The 16,789-nt window shown below is 70.9% G+C and carries 12 protein-coding genes and 1 pseudogene; 8 read left to right on the top strand and 5 right to left on the bottom strand.

Annotated elements, in window-relative coordinates; genetic code table 11:
- From PSH25_RS14260 to PSH25_RS14240, 5 genes and pseudogenes are all read left to right on the top strand, one after another.
- A pseudogene (locus tag PSH25_RS14260) lies at positions 1–3,016 on the top strand (ATP-binding protein); the annotation flags it as partial.
- An 82-nt stretch (positions 3,017–3,098) separates the two neighbouring features.
- The gene (locus PSH25_RS14255) at positions 3,099–5,024 is read left to right on the top strand and encodes an MFS transporter (protein ID WP_372492793.1); all 1,926 of its coding nucleotides are present in this window, start codon (positions 3,099–3,101) and stop codon (positions 5,022–5,024) included.
- Positions 5,021–5,578 carry a hypothetical protein gene (locus PSH25_RS14250; RefSeq protein ID WP_238659550.1) on the top strand — a complete coding sequence of 186 codons (558 nt, stop codon included), beginning with the start codon at positions 5,021–5,023 and terminating at the stop codon, positions 5,576–5,578. Before PSH25_RS14255 ends, PSH25_RS14250 begins: the two co-directional genes overlap by 4 nt.
- Positions 5,575–6,750 carry a M23 family metallopeptidase gene (locus PSH25_RS14245; RefSeq protein ID WP_238659549.1) on the top strand — a complete coding sequence of 392 codons (1,176 nt, stop codon included), beginning with the start codon at positions 5,575–5,577 and terminating at the stop codon, positions 6,748–6,750. Before PSH25_RS14250 ends, PSH25_RS14245 begins: the two co-directional genes overlap by 4 nt.
- Before the next feature lie 13 nt (positions 6,751–6,763).
- Complete coding sequence (locus tag PSH25_RS14240) at positions 6,764–7,363, top strand: hypothetical protein (protein WP_238659548.1); 600 nt, start codon at positions 6,764–6,766, stop codon at positions 7,361–7,363.
- 3 nt (positions 7,364–7,366) lie between these two features.
- Here PSH25_RS14240 and PSH25_RS14235 read toward each other — a convergent pair whose 3' ends face one another.
- Positions 7,367–7,924 carry a hypothetical protein gene (locus PSH25_RS14235; protein WP_238659554.1) on the bottom strand — a complete coding sequence of 186 codons (558 nt, stop codon included), beginning with the start codon at positions 7,922–7,924 and terminating at the stop codon, positions 7,367–7,369.
- Between the two features lie 195 nt (positions 7,925–8,119).
- On the opposite strand from PSH25_RS14235, the gene PSH25_RS14230 reads away from it, so the two are divergent.
- Together PSH25_RS14230 and PSH25_RS14225 are read left to right on the top strand one after the other, a co-directional pair.
- Positions 8,120–10,681: an FtsK/SpoIIIE domain-containing protein gene (locus tag PSH25_RS14230; protein ID WP_238659547.1), complete on the top strand. Its 2,562-nt coding sequence runs from the start codon at positions 8,120–8,122 to the stop codon at positions 10,679–10,681.
- Positions 10,682–10,685: 4 nt separating this feature from the next.
- A complete protein-coding gene (locus PSH25_RS14225) occupies positions 10,686–11,429 on the top strand; it encodes a hypothetical protein (RefSeq protein ID WP_372492792.1) in 744 nt (247 codons plus the stop codon).
- A 201-nt stretch (positions 11,430–11,630) separates the two neighbouring features.
- Here the strand turns inward: PSH25_RS14225 and folE are convergent, their stop codons facing one another.
- The 4 genes from folE to PSH25_RS14205 form a co-directional block, all read right to left on the bottom strand.
- On the bottom strand, positions 11,631–12,296 hold the full coding sequence (folE, locus tag PSH25_RS14220; protein ID WP_238659552.1) for a GTP cyclohydrolase I FolE: 666 nt from the start codon (positions 12,294–12,296) through the stop codon (positions 11,631–11,633).
- A gap of 35 nt (positions 12,297–12,331) precedes the next feature.
- Entirely contained in the window at positions 12,332–14,350 is a 2,019-nt protein-coding gene (ftsH, locus tag PSH25_RS14215) for an ATP-dependent zinc metalloprotease FtsH (protein ID WP_238659546.1), read from the bottom strand.
- Positions 14,351–14,758: 408 nt separating this feature from the next.
- Complete coding sequence (hpt, locus tag PSH25_RS14210) at positions 14,759–15,334, bottom strand: hypoxanthine phosphoribosyltransferase (protein ID WP_030328005.1); 576 nt, start codon at positions 15,332–15,334, stop codon at positions 14,759–14,761.
- A 100-nt stretch (positions 15,335–15,434) separates the two neighbouring features.
- Positions 15,435–15,572, bottom strand: coding sequence for a hypothetical protein (locus PSH25_RS14205; RefSeq protein WP_238659545.1), 138 nt, complete (start codon positions 15,570–15,572; stop codon positions 15,435–15,437).
- Between the two features lie 150 nt (positions 15,573–15,722).
- On the opposite strand from PSH25_RS14205, the gene PSH25_RS14200 reads away from it, so the two are divergent.
- Positions 15,723–16,685: a GlxA family transcriptional regulator gene (locus PSH25_RS14200; protein ID WP_238659544.1), complete on the top strand. Its 963-nt coding sequence runs from the start codon at positions 15,723–15,725 to the stop codon at positions 16,683–16,685.
- Positions 16,686–16,789 lie beyond the last annotated feature (104 nt).

The following is a 16,789-nucleotide window of genomic DNA, read 5'->3' as shown; positions in this document are numbered from 1 at the left end:
CGGCACCAGCCCGCGCGGTTCCCGAGTTCGAGCCACCGTGGACACCCGCCGACCAGCCCGGCAGCGGTGGCCGATCCGTCGACCCACGGCCCGGCGGCGGCCACCCGGCCACCGAGTCCCGGGTGCCGCACCAGGCCGGCGATCGACGGCCGATGCTGCGTCCACCGGACGCGGTCCCGCCGGCCGTGCAGCCGGCACCCTGCCGGGCAGCCGACCCACGGCCACGCCGGCGGCTCAACCGGCCCGGCCTACGGCACCGGTCGAGCAGCAGGCCAGCATCACCGCCGCGGAGCGGCCAGCTCTGGAGCGCACGGCGCGCCGGGCCACCGACCCGGATCGACCCAGGGGTACCGGCACCGAGCCCACCGGCAGGGAAGTTGCCCCGTCCCGGCAGCGCGCCGCGAGCCGACCGGACCGGCCGGTCAAGCCGACCCGGGTACGCGCTCCGAAGATCAAGTTCGGAGATCGGGATCCGTCGGTCGAGTTGGCCATCACCGAGATCGCCGGCCACCTGACCTTCACACCCAACACCGTCACGGCCTGGTACTGGCTGCCCGAGGTCCGCTGGGCGTTCCGGCCGGACGCCGAACGCGAGGCGCTGCTGTCGGCGATCTCCGAGCAGTACGCCGGCCTGGCCGGCTTCCGACTGCACCTGCGCCGCACCACCCGGCCGTTCCCCGCCGACGAGTGGGCGCGCACGATCGACACCCACACCTCGGCGCCGCTGCCCGACGTACCCGGCACCACCGGCTGGGCCGATCACCTGGTCGCCGCCCAACGGCACCTGATGGCGGTCAACCACGCCGAGGGGCAGACCTACCTGGGTGTCACCTTCGCCCGCCGGTCCCTCGGCGACTCACTCACCGAGCGGGTGCTGCGCACCTTCGGCCGGGGCACCGCCGACGGCGAACGCCGCAAGCTGGGCCGCACCGTGGAGCAGTTCGACGAGGTACTCGGCGCGTTCGGCATGCGTGGCCGGCGGGTCACCGCACAGGAGTTGGAGTGGCTGCTCTACCGCTCGGTGGCGCTGTGCATGTCGCCGCCGAGCACCCTCTCCCCCGTCACCGACGGGCGCTGGGAGCGCGGCGACCTGCTCGCCATGACCGAGCAGGTCGAGCGCTACCGCACCCCGTACGGCTCGACGGTCAAGCTGGTCAATCGGATGACCGGCGAGGAGCGGCACGTGGCCGTGCTCGCGGTCGGCCGGATGGAGCCGCTGGAGATCCCGGAACGGCACGAGCCGTGGCTGCACTTCCACGAGCGGCTGCCCTGGCCGATGGAAATCTCCACCCGGGTCGACATCCTCGGCTCCGGTGACTCCTTCCGCAATCTCGAACACCGGCTGCGGATGATCCGCTCGCAACAGCTCGACTACGCCGAGCACGGCATCGACGCTCCCCCGGAACTGGAACGACTGGCGAAGCGCGCGCTGGTGATCGGCGACGAGATGACCACCGGCCTGCCGGTCGACTCGGCCCGTGCGCACGGCTGGCACCGGATCGCGGTCGGCGGCCGGACCAGGGAGGAATGCCTGGAGCGCGCCCGCCGACTCATCCAGCTCTACTCCCGGGAGCTGCGCATCTCGCTGCAACACCCGAAGAACCAGGACTGGCTGGCCCGCGAGTTCATCCCCGGCGAGCCGATCGCCAACACCGGCTACGTCCGCCGCATGCCCGTGCCGTTGCTCGCCGCCGCGCTCCCCCAGGCCGCATCGAACGTGGGCGACCGGCGGGGCGACCTCATCGGCCGGACCGCCGGCACCTGCCGCCGCCCGGTCTTCCTCGACCTGCACTTCCCCATGGAGGTCCGGGAACGCTCCGGGCTCGCGGTCTTCGTCGCCGAACCGGGCGGTGGTAAGTCGACCCTGCTCGGCGCGCTGGGCTACCTGGCCGCCCGTCGAGGTGTCCAGGTGACCCTGCTCGACCCGTCCGGGCCGCTGGCCCGCCTCTGCGCGATGCCTGAGCTGCGCCCGTACTCCCGGGTGTTGAACCTGACCGGCTCGGAGCACGGCACCCTGGCGCCCTACTCGCTCATCCCGACACCGCTGCGCTCCGAGTTCGGCAGCGGGGCCGCCGGTGACCGGGAGTTCGAGATCGCGGTCTCCAACGCCCGAGCCGAGCGGCGGATGCTGGTCCAGGACATCTGCATGATGCTCGTCCCGCCGCAGGTGGCCAGGGAGGCGTCGACCGCCACCCTCTTCCGGCACGCCGTCCGCCAGGTCCCCGCCGAGGAGACCTCCACCCTGGACGACGTGGTGAGCTGCCTCGGGCGGCTCGACGACGACGCCGGCAAGGAACTGGCCAACCTCCTGCTGGACACCGCCGAGATGCCACTGGCCATGCTCTTCTTCGGCCGACCGCCGGAAGGGCTGCTCGGCGCCGACGCGGCGCTCACCGTGATCACCATGGCCGGGCTACGGCTGCCCGACCTCAAGATCGAACGGGAGTACTGGTCGGCCGAGGAGGCCCTGGCCCTGCCGATGCTGCACACCGCGCACCGGCTGGCCGTCCGTCGCTGCTACGGCGGCTCCATGTCGTCCCGCAAGCTCGTCGGCCTCGACGAGGCGCACTTCATGGAGGGCTGGCGGTCCGGGCGCTCCTTCCTGGTCCGGCTCGCCCGTGACTCCCGCAAGTGGAACCTGGCCGCGCTTGTCGCCTCGCAGAACCCCAAGGACATCCTCGGCCTCGACGTGCAGAATCTCGTCTCCACCGTCTTCGTCGGCCGGATCGCCGAGGACGCCGAGATCGCCTCCGAAGCCCTGCGACTGCTGCGGGTGCCGGTCAACGACGGGTACGAGGCCACGCTCGCCTCGCTCTCCGCCGCCGACACCAGCTCGTCCAGCCGGCTCGGCTTCCGTGAGTTCGTGATGCGCGACGTCGACGGTCGGGTGCAGAAGGTCCGCGTCGACGTCTCGTACGTCGAGGGTCTGCTGGACCACCTCGACACGACGCCCGCCGCGATCGCCGCGGCGGCCGGAGTCCTGCCGAGCATCCCCCTGCCGGATCTGGAGGCGTGACATGGCTAGGGCCTGGGTCAAGGTCCTCGGTCGAACCGAGGCGGAAAGCCGTGACCAAGGCCCTGGGGTCCGGGCAAGGATCGTGTCGTTCCTGCTCGCCCTTGGCGTACTGGCCGGGGCCTCCCTCACCTGGCCACTGATCGGCGCGGAGGCCGCAGCCGCGGCGCCGCCCGCCGCCCAGGCCCGCGCCGACCTCTGCACGACCGCCGAATGGCAAGCCGACTTCCGCGCCTGCGTGGCAAAGTTAGAAGCGGTCGCCGACGACCAGGTCACGTGCCGCAACGCACCGACCCCGGGTACGCCGGACTCCGGGCTCGCCGGTTGGTTCGCCGCTGCGCCACCGACGGACGCCGCGAATGGAGTAGCTGGTCGGTACAGCCTCTATGGCTACGGTGGCTACAGCTATAACACCTATGACATCGACGGTGGCTGCGCCTCAAGCGTGCTTCATCCGGACTACAAGTTCACCACGACGATCGCCAATGGCGAGTTTATGGCCGCCACGGCAATCATCGGCGCGTCAAATGCGCTGAGAGAGCGCGCCTGGGACCCCGGTTCGATGTGGGGATGGGCTGACCCGCTTGTCGAACAGGCGACTAAGGCCGTTTACCAGAAGGTGTTCAGCGTCTTCGGCATCGTCACCCTGTGCGTGGTGGGTCTCTACCTGCTCTGGCGCTCCCGCCAGTCGGACATGAGCAATGCGATGACGACGGCAGGGTGGGCGCTACTGGTGATGGTGGCGGTCACCGCGCTGGCGGCTTGGCCGGTCAAGTCAGCGAACATCGCCGACGGTGCACTTGTCACCAGCCTCGGAGTGGTACATGACGCCGTTGGGCCCCAGGCGAAGGAGCCGGATCCAGGACGATGCATCGATCCTGACCGCTGCAAGGACCTTCGAACCCCTGCCGTCCGAGCCAGCGACACCGCTACCGAGACGATGCTGTACCGAAACTGGCTCCGCGGAGTGCTTGGCTCGGCCGACAGTGAGACCGCCCGTAAGTACGGTCCGGCACTCTACGACGCGAAGGCACTTTCCTGGGAGGAGGCCGAGAAGCTACGCGCCAACTCGGCCACTCGGCCAGCGACGATCAAGGCCAAGCAGCAGCAGTGGGCGCGGGTGGCGCAGCAGATCAAGACCGAGGACCCAGAGGCGTACGAATACCTCCAGGGCGTGCGCGATATGGATCGGGTCGGCGCGGGGTTCATCGCCGTGCTCGCGGCCGCACTCTTCGCGATGTTCGACCTGACCGCTTCGCTACTGGTCCTGCTGGGTTTCCTGATCTTCCGGTGGGCGGTGATCGCGGCACCCATCCTGGGCACCATCGGTCTACTCCGGCCGGCCAGCGCTGGCCTACGCCGGTTGGCGAACGCCGTTGTCGCCGCGCTGTTCAACATCGCCATCTTCGGCACCGGAGCAGCCATCTATCTGTTCGCCGTCGACCTGATCATGAGCACCCCCACCATGCCAGGTTGGCTTCAGGTGGTGCTGGTGTGGCTCTGTGGAGTGGTCGGATGGTTGCTGCTGCGGCCGTACCGGCGAATCACCCAACTCGGCGGCAAGGACAGCAGCGAAGCGGTCAGCTCGGCCGGGTCCTGGCACCGCCGGTTCTTCCGCGACATGCGCACCGCCGCGCGGCTGGACGTGGCCGAGCCGGGCGGAACCGCCGAGCCGGTGGGTGGACGTCGACGGTCGCCCGACGCCGAGCAGACCCGGCTACGTCCGGAGGCACGGCGGGAGGACCCGGTCCCGGTGCCGAGCGCTGCGGCCGAGGGCCGACGCGCAGACGCGGTGCGCCCCGATGGCCGGGAGCGGCCCGACGAGGCGCCGGCGGAGGAGGACGGAGGTCGGAACCGCCCGGTCGCCCCGCAGCCCCGACGCCGACAGCCAGCGACCTGGACCGAGCCGGATGTACCGGCTGAGAACCCGTCGTTCGTGGTCTACCGCCCGGGATCCACCGAGCGAGCACCGGATCGCACCGGACCCCGGGTGCGCTCAGAGGCGAGGTGACAGTCATGCGACGGGCGTTGGAGTTCCTCTTCACTCGGGCGCTGCGGTCCCGGCTGGGCGTTGCGCTGGTGATCGGGATGGTGGTCGTCGGCGTACTCGGGGCGACCCGGCTGATCTCCAACCCAGTGGATTCAGCCGATGGGTTGAGTAGCCGTCCGGATGGGCCGATCATCACCGTGGACCCGACGGCCGGCGACGATGGTCTGCTCAACAGCGCGGCTCCGCCATCACCCGTGACGTCGCCCGGCGCGCGCACGCCCGAACAGACCGCCGACCGCTTCGCCAAGGCCTGGCTGGGCCGTCCCGGAATGACCGCCGAGGAGTGGCAGGCTGGCCTACGGCCGCTCTCCACGCCGGCGCTGAGGGAGAAGTTGGCCGGCGCCGAGCCCGAGAGCGTGCCCGCCGAGAAGGTCACCGGTCCTCCGACCATGCGGGAGCGGACCGAGACATTCGTCGAGTTGTTGCTCCCCCTTGATGCCGGCGGGCTCCGGTTGGAGCTGGTCACCTCCGACGATGGCTGGCTGGTCGACGTTCTGGACTGGGAGCGGCCATGAACGACGTCGGTAGCGCCGAAACCCGCCGCGGGCCGATCCGGCTCGGTCTGGTCGCCGCAGTGCTCACCGGGATGCTGCTCCTGCTCTGCTGTACCGGCGGCACCGCGGCGTTCTTCCTCACCGGGCTCGGCGGCGACGCCGAGAACGGGGACGCCCTGGCGGGCAAGGAGTGCGGACCGGTCCGAGCGGTGAACATTGCGGGCAAGCTGCCGCGGTTCGCCGAGTACGGCGACACCCAGGTTCGCAATGCCGCGATCATCATCAAGGTCGGCCAGGACATGGGCGTGCCCTCGCGAGGCTGGGTGGTGGCCCTGGCCACCGCGATGCAGGAATCCGCGCTGCGCAACCTGGCGAACAGCGGCGTGCCTGCGTCCCTGGCTCTGCCGCACGAGGGCGTTGGCGCGGACCACGACTCGTTGGGCCTGTTCCAGCAGCGGCCGGGGTGGGGCAGTGTCGCCGAGCGGCTGACCCCCGCGTACGCGGCCCGCAAGTTCTACGAAAAGCTCGTCAAGGTGGAGAGCTGGCAACGCCGACCGCTCACCGTGGTGGCGCAGCGGGTGCAGGTCAGCGCATACCCGGACGCATACGCCAAACACGAAGAGGTGGCCAGCCGGATCGTGGACGCGCTGGCCGGCGGCGCGGCCCGCACCGTCGAGATCAACGGCAAGGCGGTGTGCAACGCGGCCGAGCGCGGCCAGATCGCCGCCTCAGGCTGGACCGCGCCGATCCCTGGAAGAGTCGGCTCCGGTTTCCGCACCGCCAGCCGCCCCAGTCACAACGGAGTCGACATCGGCGCGGCCAAGGGCACCGAAATCCGCGCGGCAGCGACCGGTCGGGTGCTGGTTTCGACCTGCGACGAGGACCAGCGCGGCCGCCAAGACTGCAACGTGGACGGATTTCCCGGCAAGGGGGGCTGCGGCTGGTTCGTCGACCTGCTGCACGCCGGCGGCTACATCACCCGGTACTGCCACATGGTGGTTCAGCCCTTCGTCAAGAAGGATCAGATCGTGACGGCCGGCCAGGTGATTGGCAAGGTCGGCAGCAGTGGCAACTCCTCCGGCCCGCACCTGCATTTCGAGGTGCACCTGCGCAACAACCGCAGCGCGTCCGGCGCGGTGAATCCGGTCCCCTTCATGCGCGAGCGGGGCGCTCCGCTGCGCGCCGCTGAGTGAGGCCACCACAGGTATGAGCGGACCGTTACCCGACCCCTTCGCCGACCAGCCCGACTGGGCACCGCAGCCGCCGAGACCGCTCGCCATCGTCCCCGCGACGGAGCGGGTCGAGCTTCGGGGGCGACGGGTGCTGGTCGGGCTGCCCGGGATGGGTTGGCGCGGCGACCTGCGCGCGGACGACCGGGTGGTGCAGAGCGCCCGGACCTACGTGCCGGTGATCCCCGAGCACGAGTGGTACCGGGCCGAAGCCGACCAGGTCGAGGTGTTCGCGCCGCTGGTGCCGGTAGAGCGGGTCTGGGTCGAGACCGTCGGCAGCCGACCTGGGATGGAAAGCGCCCGGGACTCGGGCATCCGGTTGGTCTCGCTGGACGGCCCGGCACACCGGACCCCCACACCGGTCTTCGAAGCGGACGCGGTCACCGGTCGGCGGGTGGTGCACGTCGAGGGTGGTCTGGAGCACCGCGACCTTCGAGCGGTCACCGAAACCTACTCGGGCGCCGAGGGGGACATCTGCGTGCGAATCACGCCGGAGGTGGAGTGGTACCGCTGGGCCTGGCGCGGCCAGTCACCCACCACGCTGGAGGTTCCGGTTCACCTTTTGTGGATTGAGTGAGGATCAACCTAACTTTAGGCCGCCACAAACGCGCCAGCCCTCCTGCTTCACCACGTCGAACCGCCAGTTGTCCGTCAGGCTTTGGGGAACGCCATCCACGGTGGCGCTGCGCCGAATTACCGTCACAACGGAGGCGGTATCACCATGGGAGTCAACGTCAAGGCTGCCCCAGCTAACGAGAATGGTGACGCCGAGTTGTTGTTCCCGCGCGAGCAGATCGGTCCGCAGAGCGTGTAACGCCTCCAACTGCGACCCGCTCTCGCAGGTGAAGAGGTCTGCTCTTGTGTCATTGCGATCCACGAGGAACGCGCGCAGATAGTTGTCCACCACCACGTCGGGTTCGCTGCGATCCGGGGTTGAGGCGCGGGTGTACCAAACATAAGCGGTTGCGACCCCGCCAAGGCAGAGCAGGGCGAGTACGCCGGCAACGACCGTGAGCACGGTCCGCATCCGGCGGCGGGGCGGCTGCGGTGCCGGCGTTGCCGGGGCGGGCGGCAGCTGCTCGGACGGTGTCCTCTGGGCCGGTACGCGGGAGACCTGGGAACCGGCGGGGGGCTGCACTGATTCCACCTCCTGAAGTTATCGGCTGGACGCTCCGGAGCCAATGCCTCAGGTCCAGCGGATCGTGACGGACCCCTCCCCACCGGTGAGATCCACGACAACACCGGCGCAGCGCCGAGGCACCTCCCGGAGGTGCGCCCTCGGCTGGGATACCGTCTCTGCTTGGGGAGGGGTTGCCAACCTCGGGTAGAGGGGGTGGACGCGGTGGCCGGTCCGAAGGCTCGCACGAACCGCGCCGCAGCCCTGCACCGCCGGGCGACGGTGGTCGCGACCGCGGCTGCCGGGATCCTGGACGAGACGCGGCCGGCTCCGGCGGATCAGCGCCGTCAGTACGAGGTGGCCGACCGGTTACGGACGGCTGCGGCCGTGCTGGCTCCGGGTTGGGCGGGCGCTGCACTGGATTCACTCACCGTGAACTCGCCGGCGGGTGATGGTCCGCCGCCGTTCGTGCGGGTCGGTACCGCGGCGCCGTTGGACGACGCTCGTTTTCCCGCGTTGGTGCCACTTGTCGGCACCGGTCACCTCAGTGTGGACGCTGACGCGCGGGACCCGCGGGTGGCGGGCTTGCTCCGGGCCGTACTCCTGCGGTTGTTGGGGGCGGCACCAGCGGGTGCTCTGCTGATTCGCGCGGTGGATGCCACCGGGGCTGTGCTGACGCCGTTCGGGGCGCTCGCGGATGCCGGCCTGTTGCCGCCACCGGCGGTGGACGTGGCGGGTCTGCGCGCGGTGCTGACCGAGGCTGAGCAGTGGGTCACGCCGGGGGCGAGTGGGCGGCGCCGTCACGATCGGACGCTGTTGCTGGTGGTTGCCGCGCTGCCGGAGTCGGCCGGTCCGACCGATCTGGCGCGGATCGAGACGTTGGCCGAGCAGGGGCCGGCCGCCGGGCTGCACCTGGTGGTGGCGGGTTGGCCGCCGGCCGGCCCGTACTCGGCTCGGGCACCGCTGCCGCACGCCACGCCGTTGGCCCTGCGTAATGCGTACGCGCTGTTGGGCGATCCGCCGGGGGCGTCGTTCGCCGGGCCGGGCGCCGACCCGCCGGGCGGTTTGAACTCGCCGGTCTTCGTCGAGTCGGACCCGTCGGCCGAACTGGTCGACGCGGTGTGTCGGCGGCTCGCCGAGCAGGTGGAGGCGGGCTCGCGGTTGGCGTTGGGTGCTCTGCTGCCGCCGACGGGTGAGCGGCTGTGGGAGTCCGACTCGGCCGACGGGCTGACCACGACGGTCGGCGATGCCGGGGGCCGGTCGGTGCCGCTGGGTTTCACCGAGTTGACCCCGCACTGGCTGGTGAGTGGCCGCTCTGCGGCGGGCCGCGCGGCGTTCCTGACCACCGCGCTGCTCGGCCTGGCCGCCCGGTACGGCCCCGACGATTTGGCGTTCTACCTGGTGGATCTCGGCGACGGCGAGTCCTTCGTGGAGTTTCTGCAGACCGAGCGGGACCGGTCGTGGGTTCCGCAGGTGCGCGCGGCCGCGATGGCCGCCGACCGGGAGTACGTCCGGGATCTGCTCGACGAGTTGACGGCCGAGGTCCAGCGTCGCACGGAGGCGGGTACCCGGGCCGGCGGGCAACGCTTCGCGGAGCTGCGTCAGCACCAGCCGCTGCCACGGATCGTCTGTGTGTTGGACAATGTGCCACTGCTCTTCGCCGAGCGGGACCGGCTGGCTGCCGAGGTGGCCGCCCAGTTGGACGGGCTGGCCCGGGCCGGTCGGGCGTACGGCGTGCATCTGGTGTTGGCCGGCGCGGGCGAGTTGGGGCTGAGTGCGCGCGCCGACGCTGGTCATCGGGATTCGGTGCTCGGGCAGTTTCCGGTGCGGGTGGCGCTGCCGGGGGGCAGTCCGGTGCTGGAGCCGACGAACGACTCGGCGGCCGGTCTGCCGGTGGGCAGCGCGGTGGTGAACACGGCCGGCGGGCTCGGCGGCCCTCGGGGTGCGATCCGGGGTCACGAACGGTTGATTCGTCACCCGGATCCGCAGGATCATCCGGAGGTCGTGGAGAAGCTGCGGCACGAGTTGTGGGCGGCCCGGCCGGCCGGGTCGGTGCCGCCGGTGGTCTTCGCGGGTTACGCCCGGCCGCTGTTGGGCAACGACCCGCGCCAACGGGCGGCTCTGGCGGGGCAGGCGCACGGGCCGGCCGCTCTGCTGGGCCGGGCGGTGGACGTGGCCCGCACGACGGTCGCCGTGCCGTTGGGGCCGGCGGCCGGGCGCAACCTCGCGGTGTTGGGCTCGGGCACCGCGGCCGGCGGGCTGTTGGCGACGGCGGCGCGGAGCACCTCGGCGCACCACGCACCGGGCACCGCCCGCTTCCTGGTGGCGGCACCGGACCCGGGCTCCCGGGCGCTGGCGGAGGCGTTGACGGCCGACTTGGCGACCCGGCATCCGGCCGAGTTGGTGGATTTGCCGACGCTGCTCGCGGACGCGGCCGACGAACTGCCGACGTACCTGGTGGTCTTCGGGCTGGACCGGCCGGGCCCTCGGGAGCTGCCGGTGGACCGGCTGCGGTCGCTCCTGCGGGACGGGCCTCCGGCGGGGAGACATCTGCTCGGCTGGTGGCGTGCGGTGCCGCCGTTCGCCGCGTTGTTCGAGCCGGCGGGCGAGGTCGACAAGCTGACCGCCGTGGCCGTGCTGGACGTGCCGGTCGCGCAGCTCACCGCGGTCTTCGGTCGGCCGGTCGAGTGGCAGGCGCGCCCGGATCGGGCGGTGCTCTGGGACGGTCCGGGCGAGCGGGGCACGGTCCTGGTGCCGTTCGCCGACGAGGCCGGCTGATCGGGTGGCGCGCGTGGGGGGTGTGGAGGTGGGTCCGAACGCGACGCTGACCGGGCCGGGGCCGCAGCGGACCGCTGCGGCGACCGGCGACGTCACGCCGCCGTCGGTCGATCCCAGTACGGCCTGGGTGGAGTACCTTGCGGCCGCCCGCCAATTGGACGGGGTGCGCCGGAGCGCGGCTGCCGCTGCCGGTGAGCAGGCCCGGTCGGCGGAGGCGGCCCGGGAGGAGTTGACGGTGCTCCGTACCGGGCTGGCGAGCCAGCAGGAACGGCTGCGCGAGTTGGGCGTACCGGCGATCTCCCTGGTGCCGTCGCCGCCGGAGCTGACCGAGGCCGCCCGGTCGATGGCGGGTGGCCCGGCGGCCGTGCTGGCGGCGCTGCGGGCCGCGCGGGGTTGGGCCGAGGCGGCGGACGCGGCGCTGGCCGCGCGCCGCCGGATCCGGCCGGGATCCTGGCCCGCGCGAGCGCGCAACCTCCTGGTGTACGGGCCGTTCGCGCTGCTGGTGCCGCTGATCCAGGTCGTGGTTCTGGCGGCGACGGGGGTCGGACCGGCCACCGTGGCGGCGTTGATCTGCGGGCTGCCGATGCCGGCGGTCGCGTTCGTCGCCGGTTGGATCGGCATCGGGCGGTTGTTCCGGGTCAGCCCGACCGAGCGGCTGGACCGGACGGTGCGGTTCGGCGCGTTGGTGTGCCTGGTGCCGGCAGTGTTGGCCACGGCCGGTCTGCTGCTGGCCCTGCTCGCTGGCTGACCCGGGCGGAAACCCGCCCGCCTGGAAGCCCGCCTACCCGGAAACCCGCCCGCCGGAAAACCGTGCGGCCGAATACCGCCCGGACCGAAGCGCCCAGCCGGGAACCGTGCGGCCGAAAGCCGCCCGCCGGGCCGGGACAACCGGAACGCGACGGCCGGCCGTCCCGGAAGGGTGTCGGCCGGCCGTGGTGCGTCGGGGGTGTCAGCGGGGGATGATCAGCGCCATCGCCTCGGCCCGCGACTTGGAGTCCGTCTGCAGGATGCCGCGGACGGCCGACGTGATGGTCTTGGCACCGGATTTCTGGATGCCGCGCATCGCCATGCACATGTGCTCGCATTCGAGCACGACGACGACGCCGCGTGGTGCGAGCTTGCTCATCAGCAGGTCGGCGACCTGCGAGGTGAGCCGCTCCTGCACCTGCGGGCGACGGGCGAAGACCTCGACGAGTCGGGCCAGCTTGGACAGGCCGGTGATCCGCCCATCGGGGCCGGGGATGTAGCCGATGTGCGCGCTGCCCCGGAACGGCAGCAGGTGGTGCTCGCAGAGGCTCATCACGTCGATGTCCCGGACGATGACCAGCTCTTCGTGGTTGGCCTCGAAGGTGGTGCTGAGCACCTGGGCCGGGTCGACCCGCAGGCCGGCGAAGAGTTCGGCGTACGCGCGGGCGACCCGGGCCGGGGTCTGCTGGAGTCCGTCGCGGTCCGGGTCCTCGCCGACCGCGATCAGGATCTCGCGGACGGCCTTCTCGATCCGGCCGAGGTCGACCGCTTCCTCGACGGGGCGGCCGGTCAGCTTGCCGCTGATCAGCCGTGCGGCCACGTAGTCCAGCTCGTCGTCGCCGTCGGGTTCGGTCGCGGAGACGGCCAGCTCCCGGTGTGGGGAACTGGCCGTCGGGTCGTTGCTCAGTGCGTGCCGTCCGAGTTGTTGGACGGCGCCACGCCGCCGACCGACGCCTGCGCGCCGTCGGCCTCGGCCTGCGCCTTGAGCTTGTCCTTCTCCGCAGGGGTGAGCACGGGCGGCTCGGTGGAGGGCTGACGCTTGCCGAAGCCGTTGTACGGTGCCAGCGGCGGGCGCTTGACCACCCGGGAGCAGATCCGCGCCATGTCGGCCGTGGAGAGGGTCTCCTTCTCCATCAGCTCGAGCACGATGTTGTCCAGGACGTCCCGGTATTCCACCAGGATCTCCCAGGCCTCGTCGTGCGCCAGCTCGACCAGTGCCCGCATCTCGCCGTCGATCTCGGCGGCCACCGAGTCCGAGTAGTCCCGCTCGTGGCCCATGTTGCGGCCGAGGAACGGCTCGTCCCCGCTGGTGCCGTACTTGATCGCGCCGAGCTTGGAGCTCATGCCGTACTGGGTGATCATCGCGCGGGCCAGTTGGGTGGCCTTCTCGATGTCGTTGCCGGCACCGGTGGTGGGCTCGTGGAAGACCAGTTCCTCGGCGGCGCGACCGCCCAGCGCGTACGCCAGGGTGTCGATCATTTCGGCGCGGGTCTGGGTGTACTTGTCTTCCGTCGGGAGCACCAGGGTGTGGCCCAGCGAGCGACCACGGGACAGGATCGTCACCTTGTGCACCGGCGCGGCGTGCGGCAGCGCCCAGGCGACCAGAGCGTGACCACCCTCGTGGTACGCGGTGATCTTCTTTTCCTGGTCGCTCATCACCCGGGTCCGCCGCTGCGGACCGGCGACCACCCGGTCGATCGACTCTTCCAGCGAGTCGTTGGTGATCGCCCGCTGCTCCTTGCGAGCGGTGAGCAGGGCCGACTCGTTGATCACGTTGGCCAGGTCGGCGCCGCTGAAGCCCGGCGTGCGACGGGCCACCGCGTCGAGGTCGACGTCGGGCGTGAACGGCTTGCCCTTGGCGTGCACCCGCAGGATGGCCTTGCGGCCCTCCATGTCGGGGGCGTCCACCGGGATCTGCCGGTCGAACCGGCCCGGGCGCAGCAGCGCCGGGTCGAGGATGTCCGGCCGGTTGGTGGCGGCGATCAGGATCACGCCGCCCTTGGTGTCGAAGCCGTCCATCTCGACGAGGAGCTGGTTGAGCGTCTGCTCGCGCTCGTCGTGACCGCCACCCATGCCGGCGCCACGGTGCCGGCCGACGGCGTCGATCTCGTCGACGAAGACGATCGCCGGGGCGTTCGTCTTGGCCTGCTCGAACAGGTCACGGACCCGGCTGGCGCCGACACCGACGAACATCTCCACGAAGTCGGAACCGGAGATCGAGTAGAAGGGCACCCCGGCCTCACCTGCGACCGCGCGGGCCAGCAGCGTCTTGCCGGTGCCGGGCGGGCCGAACAGCAGCACACCCTTCGGGATCTTGGCGCCCAGGGCCTGGTACTTGGCCGGGTTCTGCAGGAAGTCCTTGATCTCGTACAGCTCTTCGACGGCCTCCTCGGCACCCGCGACGTCCGCGAAGGTCGTCTTCGGAGTGTCCTTGGTGATCATCTTGGCCTTGGACTTGCCGAAGTTGAGCACCCGGGAGCCGCCGCCCTGCATCTGCGACATGAAGAACAGCAGCAGGAGCACGAGCAGCGCGATCGGCAGCAGGTTGACCAGCAGGCTCACCCAGATGCTGTCCGAGGAGACCTTGGCGTCGGCCGGGCCGGTGACCCGGTTGTTCGCCTTGGCGTCCAGCACCTCGTTCCAGATCTGGTCGCCAGCCTGGTACGGGAACTGGGCCTCGATCTTGTTCGTCTCGGTCTTACCGAACTTGGTCTTCTGGGCCAGGTCCAGCTGGAGCGTCTGCTCCTTGTCCTGGAAGACCACCTTGTTGATCTTGGCGGTGTGCAACTGATCGAGCGCAACGGAAGTGTCCACGCGGTGGTAGCTGGGACCACTGGTGAACAGCTGACTGAGCACAACGGCGCCGAGGATGACCAGGATGATCCAGACCACCGGTCGGCGGAAGAAACGCGTACGTTCCATACTGTTGTCGAGCGCCGGAGCGCCCGCATCCTCCTGATCGACGTCCTGACCGTCTGATGGTGTCGCCGCGTTGAGCGGCGGCCGGAGCCGCCGTGCGGGCCGGCCTCGACCCCGAGGCGCGAAAACTGCCGCGCCGCGGTCATTCGACGGTACACCGTGTACGCGAGGAGTGAGCTTGCGAGCCCCGCAGTCGTGCACCATCGAAAGCCGGCGTGGCGGGGAGTCCGACTCGGCCACCCGAGCGCCCGGTCACGCGATCGAGGGGGTCGAGCGCGGAGTAACCTCCGGGCCACCGTGGTACACGGTAACCGCAACAGCTGAGAGCGCGCTGAACGTCGGCTCGATGAATACCGATGCGAGTCGGGCTCATGCCGACCGGCGGGCCGCCCGACGGGGTCGGGCCCGGCGTCAGGAGCGGGCGTAGACCTCGGGCTTGAGCACTCCGACGTAGGGCAGCTCCCGGTAGCGCTCACCGAAGTCGAGGCCGTACCCGACCACGAACTCGGTGGGGATGTCGAAGCCGACGTACTTCACCGGGACCGGCACCTTTACCGCGTCCGGTTTGCGGAACAGGGCGACCACCTCGACGCTCGCCGCCGAACGCGACTCGAGGTAGCGCAGCAGCCAGGAGAGCGTGAGCCCGGAGTCGACGATGTCCTCGACGACGACCACATGCCGACCGGCGATGTCCCGGTCCAGGTCCTTGAGGATGCGGACCACCCCGGAGGATGTGGTGCCCTGGCCGTAGGACGAGATGGCCATGAAGTCGAGCTCCGCCGGGGGGCCGTTACGGCCAAGCGCCCGGGCGAAGTCCGCCATGAACATCACCGCGCCCTTGAGTACGCACACCAGCAGCAGCCCGTCGCCCACGTGGGCGTAGTCGGCGGAGACCTGCTTGGCCAGCTCCGCCGTCTTCTCGCGGATCTGCGCCTCGGAGATGATCACGTGGTCGATGTCGGCGTCGTACCAGGAGCCGTCAGCCATGACTCCTAGCCTGCCGTACGTCGGATGGCCTCCGTCGGCGGGGCCGCACCTTTTGGCGCGGTCCCGCCAAGGATTATCGGCGCAAATAGCCCTAACCACATCAGTTGGTGCGTGACCGCCAGCGGCGGCCGTCGTCGCTGGGCTTCCAGTCGGCCGAGTCGTGACTGTCGACGGTGAGGCCGGCCGCCGAGGCGGCGACGAGCAGGACGAGGAACAGGAGGAAGAGCAGGAACTCCATGGCGGCGCTCGCTTTCGCATGATTGCTGTCGGTTTCGCCGCCGGTGCGCACCGGACTGAGACCAGTCTGCGATCCCACGAGACGTTCGGACAGTGGCAGGAATGCCATTGGTCATCGATTTACTGCCACCTGTTGGGTTACCCTCGTCACATGCTGCGGTCCGTTGCCGTCCTCGCCCTCGACCAGGTCGCTCCCTTCGAGCTCGGCGTACTCGCCGAGGTGTTCGGCACCGACCGGACGGCCGACGGTTTTCCCGCCTACCGCTTCCAGGTGTGCAGCCCGGACGGCGCCCCCGTGCGTACCTCGTCCGGCTTCCACCTCACCCCACACGCGGACCTCGGCCCGGTCGACGAGGCCGATCTGGTGGCCATCCCCGCGCACAGCCAGGGCACCACCGTCCCCGGCCCGGTGCTCGACGCGCTTCGCCGGGCCGACGCCCGCGGCGCCCACCTGTTCAGCGTCTGCTCCGGAGCCTTCCTGCTCGGCGAGGCCGGGCTGCTCGACGACCGCGAGTGCACGACCCACTGGCGGTACGTGGACGAGCTGCAACGCCGGCACCCGCGCGCCCGGGTGCGCTGCAACTCGCTCTACGTCCAGGACGGTCGGCTGCTCACCAGCGCCGGCACGGCGGCCGGCATCGACGCGTGCCTGCACCTGATCCGCCAGGAGCACGGCTCGGCCACCGCGACCCGGCTGGCCCGGCGGATGGTGGTCCCGCCGCACCGCGACGGCGGCCAGTCCCAGTACGTCGAGGCACCCATCCCGAAGGCGCCCGAGGCACCCACCCTCGAACCGGTGCTGGAGTGGCTGATGGGTCACCTGGACCGGACGACCACCGTGGAGGAGTTGGCCGCCCGCGCCGGCATGGCACCCCGTACGTTCGCCCGCCGGTTCCGCGCCGAGACCGGCACCACCCCGCACGACTGGCTCACCAACCAGCGGGTGCTGCTCGCCCGACGGCTGCTGGAGGAGACCCCGTTGAGCGTGGAGGCGGTCGCCGACCAGTCCGGCTTCGGCGACGCCGCCGCGCTACGCCACCACTTCACCCGCCGGGTCGGCGCCACCCCGCACAGCTACCGGACCACCTTCCGGGACCGGGCGCACAGCGGCTGAGACCGGCCGGCCGGGCACCACCCACATGGCCTTTGCGCTGCTTCACTCCAGGAAACACCCGAGGGCCCGCGGTGTTGCCCGGGTTGAAGCAGAGCAAAGGGGGC

The organism is Micromonospora foliorum (assembly GCF_022229015.1).
Taxonomy (GTDB): Bacteria; Actinomycetota; Actinomycetes; order Mycobacteriales; family Micromonosporaceae; genus Micromonospora; species Micromonospora foliorum.
Note: the sequence above shows the minus strand (reverse complement) of the source record. Positions and strands in the feature narration are given on the sequence as shown.

Bases quoted from the DNA above. Each gene is read 5' to 3' on its own strand.
- PSH25_RS14245 (WP_238659549.1), top strand. From the start codon at position 5,575: ATGAACGACGTCGGTAGCGCCGAAACCCGCCGCGGGCCGATCCGGCTC.
- PSH25_RS14240 (WP_238659548.1), top strand. From the start codon at position 6,764: ATGAGCGGACCGTTACCCGACCCCTTCGCCGACCAGCCCGACTGGGCA.
- ftsH (WP_238659546.1), bottom strand. From the start codon at position 14,350: ATGGAACGTACGCGTTTCTTCCGCCGACCGGTGGTCTGGATCATCCTG.
- hpt (WP_030328005.1), bottom strand. From the start codon at position 15,334: ATGGCTGACGGCTCCTGGTACGACGCCGACATCGACCACGTGATCATC.
- PSH25_RS14205 (WP_238659545.1), bottom strand. From the start codon at position 15,572: ATGGAGTTCCTGCTCTTCCTCCTGTTCCTCGTCCTGCTCGTCGCCGCC.
- PSH25_RS14200 (WP_238659544.1), top strand. From the start codon at position 15,723: ATGCTGCGGTCCGTTGCCGTCCTCGCCCTCGACCAGGTCGCTCCCTTC.